This window comes from Pseudonocardia endophytica (assembly GCF_004339565.1).
Classification (GTDB): domain Bacteria; phylum Actinomycetota; class Actinomycetes; order Mycobacteriales; family Pseudonocardiaceae; genus Pseudonocardia; species Pseudonocardia endophytica.
Map to the genome: position 1 here is coordinate 3,973,588 of NZ_SMFZ01000001.1, position 19,553 is coordinate 3,993,140.

17 protein-coding genes and 1 tRNA gene are annotated in these 19,553 nt (G+C 72.3%); 8 read left to right on the forward strand and 10 right to left on the reverse strand.

Annotated elements, in window-relative coordinates:
- Window positions 1-3: 3 nt before the first annotated feature.
- Window positions 4-522: an NADH-quinone oxidoreductase subunit B family protein gene (locus EV378_RS18495; RefSeq protein ID WP_243653539.1), complete on the reverse strand. Its 519-nt coding sequence runs from the start codon at window positions 520-522 to the stop codon at window positions 4-6.
- A gap of 131 nt (window positions 523-653) precedes the next feature.
- Between EV378_RS18495 and EV378_RS18500 the strand changes: the two genes are divergently transcribed.
- Window positions 654-1,043 (forward strand): DUF5313 family protein, encoded by a 390-nt coding sequence (locus EV378_RS18500; protein ID WP_207908706.1) that lies wholly within the window; start codon window positions 654-656, stop codon window positions 1,041-1,043.
- A 50-nt stretch (window positions 1,044-1,093) separates the two neighbouring features.
- On the opposite strand, the gene EV378_RS18505 is transcribed toward EV378_RS18500, so the two are convergent.
- Window positions 1,094-1,339 carry a hypothetical protein gene (locus tag EV378_RS18505; protein ID WP_132427072.1) on the reverse strand — a complete coding sequence of 82 codons (246 nt, stop codon included), beginning with the start codon at window positions 1,337-1,339 and terminating at the stop codon, window positions 1,094-1,096.
- Between the two features lie 219 nt (window positions 1,340-1,558).
- Window positions 1,559-1,951 carry a WhiB family transcriptional regulator gene (locus EV378_RS18510; RefSeq protein ID WP_132427074.1) on the reverse strand — a complete coding sequence of 131 codons (393 nt, stop codon included), beginning with the start codon at window positions 1,949-1,951 and terminating at the stop codon, window positions 1,559-1,561.
- A 194-nt stretch (window positions 1,952-2,145) separates the two neighbouring features.
- On the opposite strand from EV378_RS18510, the gene EV378_RS18515 reads away from it, so the two are divergent.
- The 4 genes from EV378_RS18515 (at window position 2,146) to EV378_RS18530 (ending at window position 8,966) form a co-directional block, all read left to right on the forward strand.
- Window positions 2,146-4,503 (forward strand): penicillin-binding protein, encoded by a 2,358-nt coding sequence (locus tag EV378_RS18515; RefSeq protein WP_243653540.1) that lies wholly within the window; start codon window positions 2,146-2,148, stop codon window positions 4,501-4,503.
- 295 nt (window positions 4,504-4,798) lie between these two features.
- The gene (locus EV378_RS18520) at window positions 4,799-5,611 is read left to right on the forward strand and encodes a hypothetical protein (protein WP_132427076.1); all 813 of its coding nucleotides are present in this window, start codon (window positions 4,799-4,801) and stop codon (window positions 5,609-5,611) included.
- Between the two features lie 213 nt (window positions 5,612-5,824).
- The gene (locus tag EV378_RS18525) at window positions 5,825-7,813 is read left to right on the forward strand and encodes a bifunctional MFS transporter/dTMP kinase (RefSeq protein WP_132427078.1); all 1,989 of its coding nucleotides are present in this window, start codon (window positions 5,825-5,827) and stop codon (window positions 7,811-7,813) included.
- A gap of 1 nt (window position 7,814) precedes the next feature.
- Window positions 7,815-8,966, forward strand: coding sequence for a DNA polymerase III subunit delta' (locus EV378_RS18530; protein WP_132427080.1), 1,152 nt, complete (start codon window positions 7,815-7,817; stop codon window positions 8,964-8,966).
- A gap of 196 nt (window positions 8,967-9,162) precedes the next feature.
- Here EV378_RS18530 and EV378_RS18535 read toward each other — a convergent pair whose 3' ends face one another.
- Window positions 9,163-10,200 carry an NAD(P)-dependent alcohol dehydrogenase gene (locus tag EV378_RS18535; RefSeq protein WP_132427082.1) on the reverse strand — a complete coding sequence of 346 codons (1,038 nt, stop codon included), beginning with the start codon at window positions 10,198-10,200 and terminating at the stop codon, window positions 9,163-9,165.
- Between the two features lie 98 nt (window positions 10,201-10,298).
- On the opposite strand from EV378_RS18535, the gene EV378_RS18540 reads away from it, so the two are divergent.
- On the forward strand, window positions 10,299-10,874 hold the full coding sequence (locus EV378_RS18540) for a TetR/AcrR family transcriptional regulator (protein ID WP_132427084.1): 576 nt from the start codon (window positions 10,299-10,301) through the stop codon (window positions 10,872-10,874).
- Here the strand turns inward: EV378_RS18540 and EV378_RS18545 are convergent, their stop codons facing one another.
- The 5 genes from EV378_RS18545 to EV378_RS18565 form a co-directional block, all read right to left on the reverse strand.
- Window positions 10,875-12,182, reverse strand: a complete 1,308-nt coding sequence (locus EV378_RS18545; RefSeq protein WP_132427086.1) for a phenylacetate--CoA ligase family protein — start codon at window positions 12,180-12,182, stop codon at window positions 10,875-10,877.
- 10 nt (window positions 12,183-12,192) lie between these two features.
- Entirely contained in the window at window positions 12,193-13,707 is a 1,515-nt protein-coding gene (locus EV378_RS18550; RefSeq protein ID WP_132427088.1) for a class I adenylate-forming enzyme family protein, read from the reverse strand.
- Between the two features lie 10 nt (window positions 13,708-13,717).
- Window positions 13,718-14,827 carry an LLM class flavin-dependent oxidoreductase gene (locus EV378_RS18555; protein ID WP_132427090.1) on the reverse strand — a complete coding sequence of 370 codons (1,110 nt, stop codon included), beginning with the start codon at window positions 14,825-14,827 and terminating at the stop codon, window positions 13,718-13,720.
- A gap of 140 nt (window positions 14,828-14,967) precedes the next feature.
- Entirely contained in the window at window positions 14,968-15,321 is a 354-nt protein-coding gene (locus EV378_RS18560) for a hypothetical protein (RefSeq protein WP_132427092.1), read from the reverse strand.
- 152 nt (window positions 15,322-15,473) lie between these two features.
- Window positions 15,474-17,741, reverse strand: a complete 2,268-nt coding sequence (locus tag EV378_RS18565; protein WP_165922330.1) for a M20/M25/M40 family metallo-hydrolase — start codon at window positions 17,739-17,741, stop codon at window positions 15,474-15,476.
- Between the two features lie 107 nt (window positions 17,742-17,848).
- On the opposite strand from EV378_RS18565, the gene EV378_RS18570 reads away from it, so the two are divergent.
- Window positions 17,849-17,925: transfer RNA gene (locus tag EV378_RS18570), tRNA-Thr, on the forward strand.
- Window positions 17,926-18,107: 182 nt separating this feature from the next.
- On the opposite strand, the gene EV378_RS18575 is transcribed toward EV378_RS18570, so the two are convergent.
- Window positions 18,108-18,317, reverse strand: coding sequence for a hypothetical protein (locus tag EV378_RS18575; RefSeq protein WP_132427096.1), 210 nt, complete (start codon window positions 18,315-18,317; stop codon window positions 18,108-18,110).
- A gap of 265 nt (window positions 18,318-18,582) precedes the next feature.
- Between EV378_RS18575 and EV378_RS18580 the strand changes: the two genes are divergently transcribed.
- Window positions 18,583-18,882, forward strand: a complete 300-nt coding sequence (locus tag EV378_RS18580) for a hypothetical protein (RefSeq protein WP_132427098.1) — start codon at window positions 18,583-18,585, stop codon at window positions 18,880-18,882.
- The last annotated feature ends 671 nt before the right edge of the window (window positions 18,883-19,553 follow it).

Here is a 19,553-nt window from a genome sequence, read left to right on the forward strand (position 1 = left end):
CGATCATCGACCGGTCACGGACCGCAGCGCGGCGACGATGTCCTCCGGGCGCGGCGGGCAGCCGGCGACCTCGACGTCGACGCCGATCACGTCACCGACGGCGCCGACCACCCCGTAGGCGTCGGCGAACGCGCCGCAGTTGCGCGCGCAGTCGCCGATCGCCACCACGAGGTTGGGCGTCGGGACGGCCTCGTGCGTCCGGCGCAGCGCGACCTCCATGTTCCGGGTCACCGGGCCGGTCACCGCCAGCACGTCCGCGTGCCGGGGCGAGGCGACCAGCCGGGCGCCGTACCGGTCCGCGTCGTACACCGGGCCGAACGCCGAACCGATCTCGACCTCGCAGCCGTTGCACGACCCGGCGTCGACGTGCCGGACCTGGACCGACCCGCGCAGCGCCGCGGCCGCGTGACCCGGGAGGCGTTCCGGGGGTGGCGGGGCCGGTTCGGCCGCGCGACCGATCCGGCGGATCCGGCGCCACAGGCCGCCCGTCCCGACCGGGATCCGCCCGCGTCGCAGTGCCACCTCGATCTCCCTTCGCCCGACCGCCGAGCGGTCGCGCGGAACAATAATTGCAAGAGTCGGCAATTACGCAATGTGTGAGGTCACACGTCGGGACGGTCACCTCGCCGGTGCCGGCCCGATACCGTCGACGTGTGACCCCTCGGCGCCCCGGCCCGCTGCGTTGGCTGTGGTTCGCGTTCGGTGGGGCGCTGCCCGAGCGCTACCGCGACTGGGTGCTCCACGACGCGACGTGTGCCGGCTGGCGGTGGCGGCACATGGCGCGGGCGTTCGTGCAGATGAGCCCCGTGGCGGTGCCGGTGCTGCTGCTGGTGCCCGGCCCGCTGTGGGTGCGCCTGTGCGCGGTGCTGCTCGGCTGGCTGGTCGCGTTCCAGTACGCGCTGTTCATCATGGACGCCTCGGTCGACCACCGGGTGCGGAAGGCGGGCTTCCCGGCCGGGGCGGCCGAGGAGGGCCGGGCGGAGCGCACCGCCGAGCAACGTGCCGCAGCGGCGGCCCGGTACGCGGGCCGGTACCGGCGCTGAGGCTGTCGGCACGGCCCGCTCGTGGTCCCGGCACCCCGAGCCGCGGTGTGTCACGCGGCCCGGGGGTGGTCGTCGGCGCGGCCGGACAGCACGGTCTCGAGGAACGTGTCGAGACGGCGATCGTGTCCGCGGTGCCGGTCGGCCAGGACGTCCAGTGCGGCCAGCAGGGTCGGGTCCAGCGACGGACGCCGCTCGACCTCGTCGGTGACCAGGCGGGTCAGACGGAGGCCGTCGGCCTCGGTCCGGGGCGACTCGCACCGCCAGCGCCCGATCTCCTGAACCAGGATCATGCTCATCGCGACCACCGCCCTTCCGACGTCCTGCCGGTCCGTCCGGCCTGGTCAGAAGCATGCGGCGGGCGCGGTCGCGGCACATGAGTACCGCGCTACTCGCAGTTTCGACGGGTGCTACTCGCCCGGGCGGCCGGCCGCGAGCAACCGGTCGGTGTCGCGTCGGTCCCACTGTCCGGCGGTGCGACGGACGGTCCGGCACCCGGCCGGACGGGGCCGAGCCGGTCAGACCGCCGTGCTGCTCGCGTAGTGGTCGGTGCGCGCGCGGCCGAGCAGCCGGGCCCAGCTGCTGACGTCCGGGCGACGGCGCAGCAGTGCGCGGCGCTCCCGCTCCGTCATGCCGCCCCACACGCCGAACTCGATCTGCTGGTCCAGCGCGTGCGCGAGGCACTCCGTGCGCACCGGGCAGACCACGCAGAACTCGCGCGCGTCGCGCTGGCGTGCCCCGGTGACGAACAGCTCGTCGGAGTTCTCGGTCCGGCAGCGCGCCGCGCTCCGCCAGTTCCACACCGGGCCGTCCGGGCGCCGTCCGGCCGCGCGCAGCCGGGGGCGGGACGGCCTGGCCGGCCGGTCGGTCGTGGGCAGGGTGGTGACGGACGCCGGGGCGTGTTCTGACATGGGAGGTTCCACCTCGGGGGCGACGGGCGGGCCCGGACGGGCCGCCGCTGAGCGGTCGGGAAGGGCGGGACGGGGCCCGCGCTGTAGGAGACGATTCTTCGTCCTGTGGCCGGTCACCGGCAGCGCGCAAAACTACGCAACCGGGCGGGCCCGACCTGACGGGTACATGACGTGGTGCCCAGTACGCTGCCGATGTGAGGTTCCCGCGCCATCTCCTGCGACCGATCGGCGTGCTCGCCGGCCTCTGCGTGCTCGCCGGCGTCGTCACCGCCGGGATGGCGTTCCCGGCGGCGGCCGGTCTCGGTGTGCTGTCCAACGAGGCCGGGGACAGCGTGAGCTCCAGCTCCGCCGACCTGGTCAACACGCAGGCGCCGCTGACCACGACGCTGACCGACTCGGCGGGCCAGCCGATCGCCTACCTGTTCGACCAGAACCGCACCAACGTCACGAACGAGCAGATCTCGCCGGCCATGAAGGCCGCGATCCTGGCGATCGAGGACCGCCGGTTCTACGAGCACCAGGGCGTGGACTGGCAGGGCACGATCCGCGCGGTGATCGCGAACTCGGCGTCCGGCGACGTCGTGCAGGGTGCGTCCACGCTGACCCAGCAGTACGTGAAGAACTACATGCTCTACGTCGAGGCGCAGACCGAGGCGGAGCGGCTGAAGGCCACCGAGCAGACGCCGGCGCGCAAGCTCAAGGAGGCGCGGATCGCGCTGCAGCTGGAGCGTCAGCTGTCCAAGGACGAGATCCTCAACCGCTACCTGAACATCGTGTTCATGGGCAACGGGTCCTACGGCGTCGCCGCGGCCGCCCGTACCTACTTCAACACCACGCCGGACAAGCTGACCGTCCCGCAGGCCGCGATGCTGGCCGGGATGGTGCGCTCGACCACCCAGTTCGACCCGATCCAGCACCCGCAGACCGCGACCGAGCGGCGCAACGTCGTGATCGACCAGATGCGCCAGCAGGGCATGATCAACGACCAGCAGGCGCAGCAGGCGATCTCCTCGCCGCTGGGCGTGTCGAACCCGCTGGTCCAGGTGCCCAACGGCTGCATCGGCGCGGGCGACACCGGGTTCTTCTGCAAGTACGTCGTGCAGTACCTGACCGAGGCCGGCTTCTCGACCGAGCAGATCAACCGCGGCGGCTACACGATCAGGACCACGCTCGACCGCGAAGCGATGCGGCAGATCAAGAACTCCGTGGACCGGGTCGCGCCGGACGCTCCGAACGTGGCCAACGCGATGGCGCTGGTGCAGCCTGGGCAGGACAAGCACCGCGTGCTCGCGATGGGCGCGAACCGCACGTTCGGCCTGAACGCGGACTCCGAGGAGACCAGCTACGGCCTGCCCTACCAGCCGGTGAACCTCGGTGCCGGTTCGGTCTACAAGATCTTCACCGCGGCCACCGCGCTGGAGAAGGGCCTCGGCATCAACTACCAGATGGACATCCCGCCGTCCGGCTACGCGTCGCCGATCTACCTGGACGGAAGCGCCCGGCCGATCCCGGTCGCGAACGCGGGCACGTACCCACCGGTGCTGTCCATGCAGGACGCGCTCGCGACGTCGCCGAACACCGGGTTCATCAAGCTCGAGGAGTACACCGGCATCCCGGACGTCGTCGACATGTCCGTGCGGCTCGGTATGAAGAGCCTGGCCACGACGCCGTTCACGGACCCGAACACCGGCCAGCGCACCGGCAAGTCGATCGCCCAGGTGACCAAGGACCAGAAGCTCGCGTCGTTCACGCTGGGCACCACGCCGACGAGCGTGCTGGAACTGTCCAACGTGAGCGCGACGCTGTTGTCCGGCGGCAAGTGGTGCCCACCGACCCCGATCGACTCGATCACCGACGCGGCCGGCAAGCCGGTGCCGTTCACCGAGGAGGGCTGCCAGCAGGCCGTCGATCCCGGCCTGGCGAACACGCTGGTCACCGGCCTGAGCAAGGACGACACCAGCGGCACCTCGGCGGCGGCGGCGCGGTCGGCGGGCTGGAACCGGCCGATGATGGGCAAGACCGGCACCACGCAGCAGCACAAGTCGGCGGCGTTCGTCGGCGGAGTGCCGCAGATGGCCGGCGCGGTGATCACGTTCGACAACTCGAACTCGCCCCGCCCGCTGTGCGACAGCGGGTCCGCGCCGTTCCCCTGCGGCAACGGCAACATCTTCGGTGGCAAGACGCCCGCCGAGACCTGGTACGGAGCGGTGAACCCGCTGCTGGCCGGCAAACCGACGGAACCGTTGCCGCCGACGGAGGCCCGGTACCTGGAGGGCGGCTCGGAGTCGCGGGTTCCCGACGTCGTCGGCGACCGGCTCTCCGACGCCCGCGCCGAGCTCGAGGGCGGCGGCTGGACCGTCACCACCCGGGACGTCGACAACCGGGCCCCCAAGGGCACGGTGATCGGCCAGACCCCGCGCGGTGCCGCCCTTCCGGGCCAGCGCATCACGCTGCAGGTGAGCACCGGATCGGTCCCGCCGCCACCGCCGATACCGACCCTGCCGGGCGCGGCACCACCCACGGCCGCGCCGCCCGCACCGGGTGGCGGCTGACCTCGGCGTGGACCTCCCCGCCGTCGGATGCGGCGGCAGGCACACGGGGGACGCCGGGGAACCGGGCGCCACGGTACGGCCGCCCGACCGGCCACGACGTGACGACCGATCCGTGCGAGCGATCGATCGCCACGGCACGGCGGCGATCGTGACCATCGCGTGGCGGCCGATCCGTACCCCGTCCGGCCAACCGGCGCAGGCGACTCGTCGCCGCAGGTCACCCGTCCGTGCCCAGATCGGCGACGGTCGCGTGTGGACGTCGCCGGATGCCACCCGGCGGGCTTAGCATGCGGGGATGTCGCCTACCGGGAACCGGCTGACGCCGGCGTCCGGGCGGGCGCCGGGCACCCGTGAGGACCGATCGACGGCCGGGCGGGCCGCGGCGCGGTCCGGAGTGCTCTCCGCCGTGCGATGGCCGCGTGCGCGTTCCCGCCCGCTCCCCGGGACCGGCGGCGACGACGGTCGCTGGGGCGTGGCGCGTCTGGTCGCCCAGCGCGAGGCGGAGCGACGGGTCGCGACCGACCCGTCCGACACGGACGACCTGCCGGCGGAGGCCGAGGCCGGCGAGGCCTGCGAGGCCGACGTGCAGCCCGACGACGCCGTCCCGGCCGCCGAGGCTCCCGAGGTCGACGCCTCCGACGACGGCGCTCCGGCGTCCTCCGAGGACGACGTCCCGGCGCGCGCCGCTGACGACGGCGTTCCGGGGGCGTCCGGCGAGAAGGGGGCCGAGCCCGAGGACGTTCCCGTGGCCGTCGTCGACACGCCTGAACCGGCGACCGCGGACGACGAGCCCGGTCGGAGCCCCGGCCCACCCGCGCCACGCACACCGGAACCGGCCGTCCCGCCGTCGCCGCGCACACCGTTGCGGACGCCGCTCGTCCCCCGCCCCCCACTGCCGTCACCGCGCCGCCCGCCGGTCGTCCGGACGGGTCCCGTCGTCCCGAACGCCGCCGACGCCCGCGCGTCCCGCCCCCGGGTCGAGCCGGACCCGTCGTTGTTCGGTTTCGCCCGGCACACCCGCAGCCGCCTCGGCGCCCGGGTCTTCACCCTCTTCTTCGTACTGGTGTTCGCGCTGATCCTGGTGCAGACGATCGCGTCGATCGTGTAGCCGCACACCGGCGCGACGGGACTAGCCCCCGGCCCTCGCGGCGAAGTGTCGGGGTCGACTACTACCCTGGCCGTATAGCCCGTGCCCGCCGGATTCGTGAGATGTCTCCCCGCCGATCGGCCCACGGGCGGGCCCCACAGGAGGAGGTGAGCCGCGATCGGTTCCCCGGCGAGCCCCCAGGTCTCCGCGCCGACGTCGCACCGCGTCTCCTCCGTGCTGGCGATCCCGGCGTTCCGGCGCCTGTGGACGGTCACGGCGATCACGTCGACCGGTGAGTGGCTGTCCGTCCTGGCCCTGACGTCGCTGGCCACGCACCTGGCCGCAGGCTCCGGCTACGCGGCGCAGAGCTTCGCGCTCGGCGGTACGGTCGCCGTCAAGCTGCTGCCGTCGCTGCTGTTCGGCCCGCTGGCCGGTGCGCTGGCCGACCGGTTCGACCGTCGCAAGCTGATGGCCACGTGCGACTTCCTCAAGTTCGGGCTCCTGATCTCCATCCCGATCGTCGGCTCGCTGTGGTGGCTGCTCGCGGCCACGTTCCTGATCGAGCTGTGCGCGATGTTCTGGATCCCGGCGAAGGACGCGGCGGTGCCGAACCTGCTGCGCCGCCCGGACCAGATGGAGACGGCGGCCCAGCTCGGCCTCGTCGTCACCTACGGGGTCGCGGTCGCGGGCGGCGCCGGCCTGTTCGCGCTCGTGACCAAGTTCGGCCCGCTGGTGGACGCGAACTCCCCGACCACGGCCGTCTACCTGGCGCTGTTCGTCAACTCGTTCGCGTTCCTATTCTCCGCGCTGATGGTGTGGTTCCGCATCCCGGAGCTGTCCGGGAAGACCGCACCGTCCGAGCGGGCCACCACGCCGCCGTCGCTGGTGTTCATGCTGCGCGACGGGTTCACGTTCGTCGCGACGACGCCGCTGATCCGCGGCCTGGTGATCGGCATCATCGGTGCGTTCACCGCGGGCGGAGCCGTGATCGCGACGGCGAAGCTCTACTCGTCCAGTCTCGGCGGCGGCGACGCCGCGTACTCGATCCTGTTCGTGTCCGTGTTCGGCGGGCTCGCGCTCGGCATGGCCGTCGGGCCGCGGCTGGCGCTGCGGCTGCCGCACAACCGGTTGTTCGGCACCGCGATCGTCGGCGCCGGCCTGTCGCTGGCCGTCGTCGCCGTCGCCGTGCACCTGTTCATGGCGATCGTCGCCGTGATGTTCGTCGGCGGGTTCGCGGGCGTCGCGTTCCTGACCGGACTGACGATCATCGGCACGCAGGTCGCCGACGAGGTCCGTGGCCGGGTCAACGCGTTCGTCCAGTCCCTCGTGCGCGTGGTGCTGCTCGGCGCGATGTCGCTGGTCCCGATCGTCGTCGGCGTCGTCGCCACCCGCACGATCACCATCGACGGCACCCCGTACCTCGTCGACGGCACCCGGTTCGTGCTCGGCGGCGCCGGGATCGTGGCCGCGGTCGTCGGCACGATCGCCTACCGGCAGATGGACGACCGCAGGCTCGAGCCGTTGCTGAAAGACCTGGTCGGCGCCCTGCGCAACGGCGAGCTGCGCACCGGCAAGGGTGTGCTGATCGCCGTCGAGGGCGCCACCCCGGCGGAGACCGCCCGGCAGGCCGAGCGGCTGGCCGCGGCGCTGCGCGAGCGCGGCCACCACGTCGTCGAACCGGACGACGGGGAGCGCGACGCCGCCCGATGGACGGCCGCCACCCGCGAGGCGAACCTGTCCGGCGCGCGGGCGAAGGCGCTGGCCGCGGCGGCCGTGCGCGCCGACCTCGTGGAGCGGGTGATCAGACCGGCGCTCGACGAGGGCGCCGTCGTCGTGATGGACCGGTTCCTGTCCAGCCCGCTGGCGCAGTTCGGCGTCGCCGCCGAGCAGATGGGCGCCGCACCCGACGACGGCGAGCTCGAGTACCTGGGCCGCTGGGCCTCCGGGCGCCTGCGTCCGGACATGTCCGTGCTGCTCGACCGCGCCCCGGACGCCGCGGGCGGCGCCGTGCGGGTGGCCGGCGAGGAGCACGCGCGGGTGCAGCGCCTGCTGGCCCGGATGGTCGCGGTGGAGCCGCACCGGCACGTCGTCGTGGACGCCGACGGCACCGAGGACGAGGTCGCCGATCGGGTCCGGGACGGAGTGTTCCCGCTGGTCCCGGCTCCGGCCGAGGTCGACCAGGCCACCGGTCCGGTCACCGGCCGCCCGGAACCGTCCACCTGAGATGTCGGTCTGGGACGACGTCGTCGGCCAGCCCGCCGTCGTGGCCGAGCTCGGCGCGGCCGCGGCCGACCCGGCCGCGATGACGCACGCCTGGCTGTTCACCGGCCCGCCCGGCTCCGGGCGGTCGAACGCGGCGAGGGCGTTCGCCGCCGCGCTGCAGTGCCCCGACAAGGGCTGCGGCGAGTGCCGAGCCTGCCGCACGATCATGGCCGGTACGCACGCCGACGTCCGGGAGATCGTCCCGGAGGGACTGTCCATCTCGGTCGCCGAGATGCGCGCGCTGGTCCAGCTCGCCGCCCGCAAGCCCTCGACGGCGCCGTGGCAGATCGTGATCATCGGGGACGCCGACCGGCTGACCGAGGGCGCCTCGAACGCGCTGCTCAAGGCCGTGGAGGAGCCGGCGCCGGAGACCGTGTTCCTGCTGTGCGCACCGTCCGACCACCCGGACGACGTGCCGATCACGATCCGCTCCCGCTGCCGCCCGGTGTCGCTGCGCACGCCGTCCGCGGAGGCCGTGGCCGGCGTGCTGCGCGACCGCGACGGCATCGACCCCGACCAGGCCGACTGGGCCGCGTCCGTCGCGGGCGGACACGTCGGCCGAGCCCGGCGGCTGGCCCGCGACGCACACGCCCGCAAGCGGCGGGAGTCGATCCTCGCCGTCCCGACCGGCCTGCACCGCCTCGGTGACGCGTTCGCACACGCCGACGCGCTGATCTCCTCGGCGGAGGCCGAGGCGAACGAGCTGCGCGAGCAGCGCGACGAGGTCGAGCGCGAGGAGCTCGCCGTCGCGATGGGCGCGGGCGGGACCGGCAAGGGCGTCGCGGGCGCGGCCCGCGCGGCGAAGGCAGCCGAGCGGGACCTGGAGAAGCGCCAGAAGTCCCGCGCCACCCGGACCCAGCGCGACGCGCTGGACCGCGCGCTCGTCGACCTCGCCGGGTTCTACCGGGACACGCTCGTCGCCGGGTCCGGCGCCGGCGTCGCGCTGACGAACCCGGACCGTGATCGGGAGATCCGCACGGCCGCCGCCGAGTGGACGGCGGAGTCGACGTTGCGCCGCCTGGAGGCGGTGCTCGCCTGCCGCGAGGCGCTGGAACAGAACGTGAAGCCCCGGATCGCGGTCGAGGCGATGATGACCGCACTCCACCGCGGCTGATCCGCGGCCCCCGCCCCGCGATGATCGACGGCCGCGTTCGGATGCAGGCGAGAACCCGCCCCGATCCGGACCCGACTGCCGATCACGGTGGGTGGCGCGCGGCAGATGGGCCGCATGATCGGCGGGATCGTCCGGATCGGGGCGAGAAACAGCCTCGATCCGGACGCGATCGCTGATCACCGTCCGGGGCGGGCTGCTACGCCAGGTCGGCCATGTCCAGGACGAAGCGGTAGCGGACGTCGCCGCGTCCGAGTCGCTCCAGTGCCTCGTTCACCTTCGACGACGGGAGCACCTCGACGTCGGCGGTGATCCCGTGCCGGGCGCAGAACTCGAGCATGGCCGCGGTCGTCGTGGTGCCGCCGCTGCCGGCCGAGGCCAGCTTCTTGCGCCCGACCAGCAGGTCCATCATGTCGACGGTGACCGGGCCCAGGTGGCCGAGATGGCTCAGCGTCCCGTCCATGGCGACCATCCGCAGGTAGGGCCCGACGTCGTGGGGCACGGCGATCGTGTCGATCACGACGTCGAACCGGTCCCGTGCGGCGGCCGTCTGCTGCTCGTCGGTCGTGACGACGAGGTCGTCGGCACCGAGTGCGCGGGCGTCGTCGGCCTTGTCGGCGGAACGGGACAGGACCGTCGTCCGTGCCCCGAGTGCGACGGCGAACTTGACCGCGAGGTGCCCGAGCCCGCCGAGCCCGGCCACCGCGACGCGCGTGTCCGGCCCGACGCCGAGCGCCGACATCGGCTCCCACACGGTGATCCCCGCGCACAACAGCGGAGCCGCCGCGGCCGGGTCGAGCCCGTCGGGCAGCGGGTACACGAACCCGTCGCGGACGACGTACTCGCGCGAGTAGCCGCCCAGCGTCGTCGACCCGTCGTGCCGGTCGGTGCCGCCGTAGGTCAGCGTCGGGAACTCGTGGCAGAAGTTCTCCTGCCCGATCCGGCACATGGCGCACGTACCGCACGAGTCGACGATGTTCCCGACGGCGACGGGGTCGCCCACGGCGAACCGCGTCACGTCGCTGCCGACGGCCGTGACCGTGCCGGTGAACTCGTGGCCCGGCACGAGCGGCCCGTCACCGGTGTGACCGTGCAGCGCGTGCAGGTCCGTGTGGCAGACGCCGCAGAAGTCCACCCGCACCGCGACGTCGTCGGGCCGCAGGTCACGCCGCTCCAGCGCCACCCGCTCGAGCCGCGTGCCGTCCCGATCCGCTTTCCATCCCACCGTGCTGCGCATGCTCACTCCCATAAACAGACTGTTCGGTCTGTTCTTGGACGCTACGCCGAGATCGAGCAGAGAAGCAAACCGAACGGTCTGTTGCTACCGTCATCGGCATGCCTCTGACCTCGCGCGGAGAAGCGACGCGGCAGCGGATCGTCGACGTGGCGACGGAGGAGTTCGCCGAGTACGGGATCGCCGGCGCGCGCGTGGAGCGGATCGTGGCCGCCGCCCGGACGAACAAGGCGCAGCTCTACGGCTACTTCGGCAGCAAGGACGGCCTGTTCGACGCGATCTTCTTCGAGTCGCTGGAACGGATCACGAACGTCGTCCGGATCGATGCGACCGATCTCGCGGGCTGGGCGGTCCGCCTCTACGACGAGTACCTCCGCCGTCCGGACCTGATCCGGCTCGCCACCTGGGCGAGACTGGAACGACGACCGGCAGGTCACCTCGTCGAGGACACGCAGCGCCTCGACGACGTCAAGCTGCGCGCCATCGCCGACGCGCAGGCCGCCGGCACGGTCCGAAGTGGAGACCCGTTCGACGTGATGGCGATGGTGATCGCCATGTCCATGGCGTGGTCACCGGTCAGCAACGTCTACGCCGCGACCGCCGACGAGCCCGACGACGTGCACGAGCAGCGCCGCACGCTGCTGCGGGAGAGCGTGCGTCGCGCCGTCGCGCCCTGATCAGCGCTCGTCGACGACCCGGCGCGCCTTGAACGTCGTCTCCGGCAGGGTGCCCGGCGCGAGCAGCTCCAGCGACGTGCGGATGCCGAGCACCTTCTGCAGCGTCTGCTCGGTCAGCGCGCGCAGGTCCTCGCCGCCCTCGGCCTCGACGGTCAGCTCGTCGAGCGCGCCGCGCTTGTGCACCCGGATCCGGAACTCCGGGCCGAGGCCGGGCACGGCGCGCAGCGCGGTCTCCACGGCGCTCGGGAACACGTTCGCGCCGCGGATGACCAGCATGTCGTCGAGCCGGCCGAGGATGCCCTCCGGCAGGCGCGGGTAGGTCCGGCCGCAGGGGCACGGCGAGTCGTCGAGGTAGGTCTCGTCGCCCGGCGCGAACCGGATCATCGGCTGGGAGTCCCGCCAGAGGTGCGTGTAGACGACGGCGCCGCGCTCGCCCACCGGCGCAGGCACCGAGGAATCGGCCCGGTCGACGACCTCGGTGAACACCTCGTCGGTGATCAGGTGCGTGCCGGTGCCCTCCTCGCAGCCCACATTGGTCTGGAACGGGTACATCTCCGATGTGGACCCGGCGTCGGCGACGGTGGCGCCCCACCCGTCACCGATGATCTCCCGCGTGCCGGGCAGCGAACCGCCGGCTTCGCCGCCGACGAGCAGGTGCCGGATCGTCGACGCGCGCAGGTCGACCCCCATCCGCTCGGCGACCGACAGCAGGTGGATGCAGTACGACGGCGTCGCGCTGAACACCGTGGACCGCAGCCGCGCGATCAGCTCCAGGTGGCGCTCGGAATCGGTGATGCCGATCGGGAACAGCGTCGCGCCGATCCGCTCGGCGCCCTGCACCACGCCCCACCCGCCGAAGAACAGGCCGAACGGGAACCCGACCTGCACGACGTCGTCGGGCCGCACGCCTGCGCACCACTGGGCCATCGCGTGCACGTCGGCCGCGCGGTCCCAGTCCGATCTGGACACGGCGTACATCGTCGGCACCCCGGACGTGCCCGACGAGCCGTGGATCCGCGCGATCTCGCCGGGCGCCATCTCGCGGGCGTAGGAGCCGAACGGCGGATACTCGGCCTGGTCGGCGACGAGCATCGTCTTGGTGATCACCGGGACCTTCGCGGTGAAGTCCTCCAGCGTCCGGACCTGGTCCGGGTGGAAGCCGTGCGCGTCGTAGTGCCGCCGGTAGAACGGGAGCTCGTCGTAGACGCGGTGGAGCTGGTGCTGGATCCGCTCCAGGATCAGCACGTCCCGCTTCGCCGGGTCGCGCGTCTCCCGTTCGGAGTCCCAGTACCGCGGGAAGTCGCCCATGTCTCGCTCCTCAGCCGATCGCGCGGTCGCGTGCGGCCCAGTGGGGCGCCCGCAGGGCCTTCTTGTCGATCTTTCCGAACGGCGTCTCCGGCAGCTCTGCGACGAGCTCGGCGGACTTCGGACGGGCGTAGGCCGCGAGCCGTCCCCGGGACCACTCGACGATCTCGCCGGGCTCGACCGGCCCGTCCGTGACGATCACGGCGTGCACGGCCTCGCCCCAGTCGTCGTGCGGCACACCGATCACCGCGACCCGGGAGACCGACGGGTGGGTCGCCAGCACGTCCTCGACCTCGCGGCAGTACACGTTCATCCCGCCGCTGATCACCATGTCGGTCCGGCGGTCGCGCAGGTGGAGGTACCCGCCGTCGTCGAGGAACCCGATGTCGCCGGTCCGGATCCAGCCGCCGGGCAGGAACTTCTCCGCCGTCGCCGCCGGGTCGTCCAGATACGACTCCAACGTGTACGGCGAGCGCAGGCAGACCTCGCCGGTCCCGCCGGCCTCCAGGAACCGGCCGTCGTCGTCGACGACCGCGACGTCGGCCATGATCGACGCCTGCCCGCAGGAGTCGAGCGTGTCCGGGCGCGACGGGTCGTGGTCGTCCTTGGCCAGCCGGGTGCCCCAGTTCGGGCACTCGGTCTGGCCGTAGAGCTGCACGAACACCGGCCCGAACACCTCCAGCGCCCTGGCCAGCCGGCTCGGGGTGATCGGCGCCGCTCCGTAGACGACCGTCCGCAACCCGAACTCCTCCGCCCCGCCGACGGCGTCGAGCAGCCGGTAGATCATCGTCGGGACGAGGAACGTCCACGTGATCCCGCGGGTGCGGATCGCCTCCAGCACACCGCCCGCGTCGAACCCCGGCTCGATCACGCTGGTGGCGCCGCGGATCAGCGCCGACTGCGCGAACAGCCCGGCCGCGTGCGCGAGCGGGGTGGTCAGCAGCAGCCGGTCGCCCTCGACGATCTCGGCCTCGACGATCTGCGCGTACTGCACGGCGACGGCGGACGCCTGCGTGTGCACGACGCCCTTCGGTAGGCCGGTCGTCCCGCTCGTGAAGTAGATCGCCGCCCGCGCGTCCGGACCGATGTCCGCGGGCTCCGGCGCGGCGACCTCGGAAGCCGGGCCCGCCAGCGGCTCACCGGGCAGGGGCCCGCCGCCGTCGTCGACGACGAGCGCGGGCACCCCGTCCGGCCGCGGCACGCTGGACCCGAGCACCACGAGCCGCGCCCGCGACGTCCGCAGGACATGGTCGACCGTCGCCGCCGGCAGCAGCGGGTTGACCGGCACCTTGACCGCGCCGAGCCGTGCCACCGCCAGGTCGGCGACGACGAACTCGACGCAGTTGCCGAGGTACAGCGCGACGGCGTCGCCCGCCGTCACACCGTGCGCCCGCAACTGGGCGGCGACGGCGGCCGACCACCGGTCGACGTCGCCGAACGTCCAGCTGCGGCCGCCCGCCTCGAGTGCCGTGCGGTCGCGGTACCGGTGCAGCGCCGCCGTGAACTCGGCGCCGATCGTCGTGCGCACCCGATGCGCGTCAGTCGATGCCGAGTGCGACGTTCGCCATCCTCTGGCGCCGCGCGAGCCGCTCCCGCTTCGTGAACTGCGGCATCACGTAGCGGGCGAACAGCTCCAGCGAACGGTTCCACTTGTCGGTCGTGACCCAGTCCCGGCAGTTGATCAGCAGCGTGCCGAAGCCGCCGGTCTCCTCCTCCAGCTCCTTGATCTGGCGGGTGCACTCCTCGGGGCTACCGATGATCCACGGGATGTTGTCGACCATCCACTCGAGCGTGAGGTCCTCGTCGGTCATCCCGTCGCCGACCTTCATCAGCGCGCCGAGACCGAGACCGAACAGGTAGTCGTAGGACAGCTTCACGCCGGCGCGGATGTCGCGCAGCGCCTGGTCCTTGTCGTCGGTGACGTAGACCTCGCGGACGATCCGCCAGTTCTCGCGGGTCACGGCCTCGTCGATGCCGGAACGGTTGCCCGCCTCCAGCATCGCGGCACCCATCGCCTTGAGGTCCGGTGCGTCCATGTAGGTGCCGTTGTCGGTCGGTGCGAAGTGGACAGACAGCGGCTTCCACCCGCGCTCGCCGCACCGGGCGTAGTTGTGCACACCGGTCAGACCGGCGATCGCGAACGGCGGCACGTCCTGATACGGCCCGACCTGCAGCTGCCGGTTCTCGTACTTCCAGTACACACCCTCGTAGCTGACCGGGTCCTCGGACGTCAGCAACTGCCAGATGATCTCCAAGGCCTCGTTCGTACGCGGCGAGGCCTCGGACGGCTCGAGCCCGAACAGCGCCTTGTCGGTCGGCAGCCCACCACCACCGAAGCCGTACTCGAGGCGACCGTGCGTCAGATGGTCGAGGAACGCGAGCCGCTCGGCGACCATGAACGGGTCCTGGTACGGCAGGTTGACCACGCCGGTACCGAGGCGGATCCGGTGCGTCAGCGCGGACGCCTTGGCGATCATGAACTCCGGGACCGGGACGTTCTCGTAACCGCCGGTGTGGTGCTCGCCGATCCAGAACTCCGAGAAGCCCAGCCGCTCGGCCTCGACGATCGCCGCGATGTCGCGGTCGTAGGACAGTGTCCAGTTCTCGATCGGCGGGTGCTCGGGCATGGTGAAAAAGCCGAACTTCATCGATCGGGGTTCCTCTCGGGGACGCACCCGGAAATGGGTGACCGTGGTGACAAACTACCGTTTGGTGTAGTGAGTCCGATCACTCTGTCTCCGTGCGGGTTCCGGTGTCAAGACTGCCGTCGACCGCCCGTTGTGGACTCCTACCGGGCCGTTCGGAGCAGCCGCACGAACACCCACGGCAGCGCGGCCAGGACGGTGAGCACGCCGACGACGGCGCCCGTGGTGATCGTCCACCCGGGATCCCCGCCGCTGATCCAGCCGGCCAGGCCCATTGCCCCGAGCGGCAGCCCGACGACGGCAGGCCAGACGAGCGTGCCCAGCCACTTGTCGGCGGCTGACCAGCCGGATCCGGCCCAGAGCATCACGACGCCCGCGAACCAGCCGACGACCGGCACGACGAACCCGCCGAGGATCAGCAGCAGCACCGTGGCGACGGTGTAGGCGCCGTCCTGGTCGGGGCGGTGGTAGGGGGTGGCGGGGGCCAGCGTGGTCATCTCGGTCGCTCCTCGCGGTCGTGTGTCTCGTGGTGGCGATGTCGACGACGACACTGCCGCGTCCGAGCCCGCGTTCCATCGCCCCGGGAAGCGAGATCCACGCACACCGGACCGGGACGACGGGCTGAGCCCCGCCTCCTACCGTGGGGTGATCACCCCGGGATCCGGCGGGTCACCAGGACCTGGTCACTGGTGCGGTTCGCCTCCCCGCGCAGCTCGGGCGGGCGGGGCACGAACCCCGGTACGGCACCGAGGCCGTCGGACACGTCCGAGACCTGCAGGCCGACCGGCCCGGGTTCGACGGGTGTCAGCGTGACACGGACGCCGGTGGCCGGGACCGCGCTGAGCCGGACGTCGCTGCCGTCCGGGGACGCCGATGCGGGCGGGCGTCCGGGGTGGACGACGGTGACGCTCTCCAGTGGACGGTCCGATCGGACCTGGACGGTCGGCGCGCCACGCGGGCTCGCGACCTGCAGCACGACACGATCCGGCGTCCGTTCGACGACCGTCACCGCCGGCCCGGGAACCGGCAGCGCCGGCGCGGGGCCGGTCCGGACCGGGACGTCGTCCGTCCACGCCGGAATCCGCGTCGGCGGGGAGCTCACGTAGCGCCGGGTCCAGTCCGCGGGTGCGGTGTCCTCACTGACCCAGGTCGCGACGCCGGTGTCCGCGTCCTGCACGAACGCGAGGCTCGTGGCCTGCGGGTGCTCCGACGACGGCCGGTCGACCAGCATCGCTGCCCCGGCCAGCACGAGGGTCAGCACGAGCGCACCGACCGGGACCCACCGCCGTCGGCCCGACGTCGAGGTCGGCACCAGGACGGCGGTCAGCGCCGCCAGCGTCAGCACGAGCACGACGACCGGCAATCCGTCGGAGATCCCGCTCAGCGCGAACGCCGCCCAGCCGAACGGGACCAGCAGTACGACGGCCGGGATCGCGCCGACCGTGACGGCCGCCGTCGCAGCGGCCGGCCGCTCGCGCAGGAGGATCGCCACGCCGAGCCCGAGTGCCAGACCCAGTGCGGGCCAGGCGAACAGGAACGACATGCCCGGCGTCGCGAACGCGGTGACGAGCCCCAGCACCGTGAACACGAGACACGCACCGGCCGCCGCGGCGTAGCGGCCGGGCCGTCGTCGCAACAGGAGGAGCCAGAGCGCGACGACGGCGACCACGAGCGCGACGTCGGCCAGTTGGAACACCAGCGGCCGCGCCAGGAACGGCCCGGTGTCGGCGTACGACGGGCGGACGAGCGTGATCAGCTGCCAGAGCCCGATCGCCGCGCCGAGCCCGGCGCCGGCGACGAGCAGGGTGGCCCCGGCCGCGCCGAGCGTGCCGCGGATCGACATCAGCCCGCCGCGCCTGCCCAGGACGATCGCGCCGGCGAGAGCGACCGCCGCCAGCCCGGCCACCGGCCACACGAACCAGCCCGGGTAGGTGACCATCCCGCCGAGGAACCGGAAGTACGTGCGGTCGCCCGTCTCCGGCGCCCCGCTCGTCCCGGGGTCGAGCGGGGCGAGGTCGCGGTCGCCGAGCGCGCGGGTCAGCCCGAGCGCGGCGTCGCCGTGACCCTGCACGCTGCCCGCATCGAGGTTCGACGGGTTGTCGCCCGTCGTGTGGTACTCGGTCGGCTGGTCGATGAACGCGAAGTTCAGACCGGGCCGACCGGCCCGCAGGACGTTCGTGAAGTCGGTGTCGTTGGGCAGCAGGCGGTAGAACTCGACCAGCGACGAGTCGCCGGTCGGGTGCGGGAGCGCGTCGGCGTACGTGCGCACCAGCTCGTCGTTACCGGGCGAGGTCTGGAACATCAGCGACGGTCCGGACACCCCGCGGGCCTCGAAGTTCAGCGTGACGACCGGGCGGCGGTCGGCCACGAGCTCGTCGCGCACCCAGGCCTGGGCCCCGAGCAGTCCGGACTCCTCGCCGTCGGTGATCAGAACGACGATGTCGTTGCGCAGCGGCGGCCCGGTCCGCAACGCGCGCACCGCTTCCAGGATCGACGCCACCGACGACATGTCGTCGGCCGCACCGGGCCCGCGCGCGACGGAGTCGTAGTGCGCGGCCAGCACGATCGCGCCGGTCGGGTCCGTCCCCGGCAGCGTCGCGACGACGTTCTCCACCGCACCCGCGCTCATCGACCCGTTCTTGGCGAACGCCCCTGCGCTGGACTGGATCCGGGTGTCCAGCCCGGCCGCGTCGAGGCGCCGGACGAGCTCGTCGCGCGTCCGGTCGGACGCCGGACTGCCGATCGGCCGCGGCTCGCGAGCCAGCTCGGCGACGGTCTGCTTCGCCCGCTCCGCGCTGAACTCCCCCGGGCCAGCGCTTGCCGGCACCGGTGACGGCGGACCGGCGTCCACGAACGCGAACGCGCCCACGAGAACGAGCACCAGAACCGACACGAACCGAGCTGCCATGCCCCCCATGCGCGGCATGCTGCCAGCGACGACGACCCCCGCCGTCCGTCGGACGGATGATCTCGTGGGGGGTCGGAGGACGTGCGTGGGCGCTCGCTACACTGGTAACGCACCACGCCGCCTTAGCTCAGTCGGTTAGAGCGACGCACTCGTAATGCGTAGGTCTGGGGTTCGACTCCCCAAGGCGGCTCCATTTCTGCAGGTCAAGAGCGTGATCAGCCAGCTCGGCTGACCTGCTGTTGGCATCGTGGCACGGGCCGTGTCGTTTCGTTTCGTTTCGTTTCGTGCAGGTCAGCGCCCGTGGCGCGTGGCACGGGGACACTGGTCGTCGCGATCAGCGGCCGCGACGAGCGGGCCGGTGTCGCAGACGATCACTCAGGGACGTCCGAAGCCGTCGGCGAGGAGGTCGTCGTGGTTCCGGCCGAGGTCGGTGCGACCGCTGGCGAACGAGGCGAACCAGGACGGCGGCCATTCGACGGCCGGCTGCGTCTGTCGTTGGCGGCGGGCCTCGGCGAGCACGGCTGGGACACGTTCGTCGGGCAGCTCGTCGACCAGCCGCTTCAACTCGTCGCGCTCGGCGCTCATGCCTTCAAGGATAGCGCCGAGCGCTGGCGCGGAGATTCAACGCGGCGCGTGAGGATCGGCGCTCGGCTGATTGATCACTCGGGCTGCCGTTGCTCCAGACCGGGAGCTGGCAGCTGTCCAGGCGGCGATCGGTGCCGCCCCCAGGACTCGGGCTCTTCCCGGCTGAGCACACTCGGGCCCGGGAACCTGACGCCCGTCGGTGCGACGTCCGTGCCGGGCGCCCGTCTCACCGACGGCATCTCGTGGCCTGACCGCCCCCGTCGAGATGAACGAGTCCAACTTCGGCCCCGGTTCGGGCTACGAGAAGTACACGACGACTCTCCCGAAAGCCGGCGGCCGGTTCGTCGCTGTGACGGCGCACTTCGTGAACAACGCGAAAGTTGGCATTGACCTCACCTGCAGCCTAGCGATCAACACCAAGCTCATCGACTCGCAACAGTGCAACTTCGACGCCATCGACGACCTCTACAAGATCAAGGGCAACCCGGAGTGCAACGACCAGCTCCAGCCGGGCTTCGAGGCCGACATGACGTGGGTATACCTCGTACCCTCGTCCACCCTCTGAGGTTGAGGCGATCTGAGCGCCGATGATCTCCGCGTGGCCTCCTTCGTGGCCTCCAATGAGGTCCTACGGTGCTCGCTGTTGTGCACGGTGACCGCCGGAAAGCCTCAACCTGTTCGTCGCGCTCGTCGGCGCATCGGGTGGCGGGACCAGGGTGCCGCGCAGCAGTTCCGGGAGCCTGAACCCGAACACGATCACGAAGACCCCCAGGCTGATACCTGCCGCGGGGCCGGCGCCGGTGGTGGTCGGCGGGACACGACATGCCAGCGCCTGCGCACGGCGTCAGCCGGCCGACACTCGACGCGCGGCGAATGTCGTCGTGGGCTGGTAACACGGAGACGGCGCGGGCGAGGTCTCAGCAGTGACGTCGGGGGATCGTCGCCGCGCAGAGCGGCTGTGCAGTGCGATGGAGGCGGAGTTGCGCCGGGTCGGGGGTGAGGAATTGCTCTCTGACGCCAGGGTCGAAGCCGAGTGGTACGCGGCCCTGTACTTTCACTGGGACGGCAGCGGGCCGGAACCGCTGGTGCGGATACGCTCCCGCGCGGACATCCTTTCATTGCGCCTGGAGCGCGCTCGTGGGCTGACCGGAGATCTGGGGTAGGTGCCGCCCGACCGGCTCGCCGCGATCGCCGAACGGAGATAGCGGTCCTCCTCGGCTGAGACCGGTCGATGTA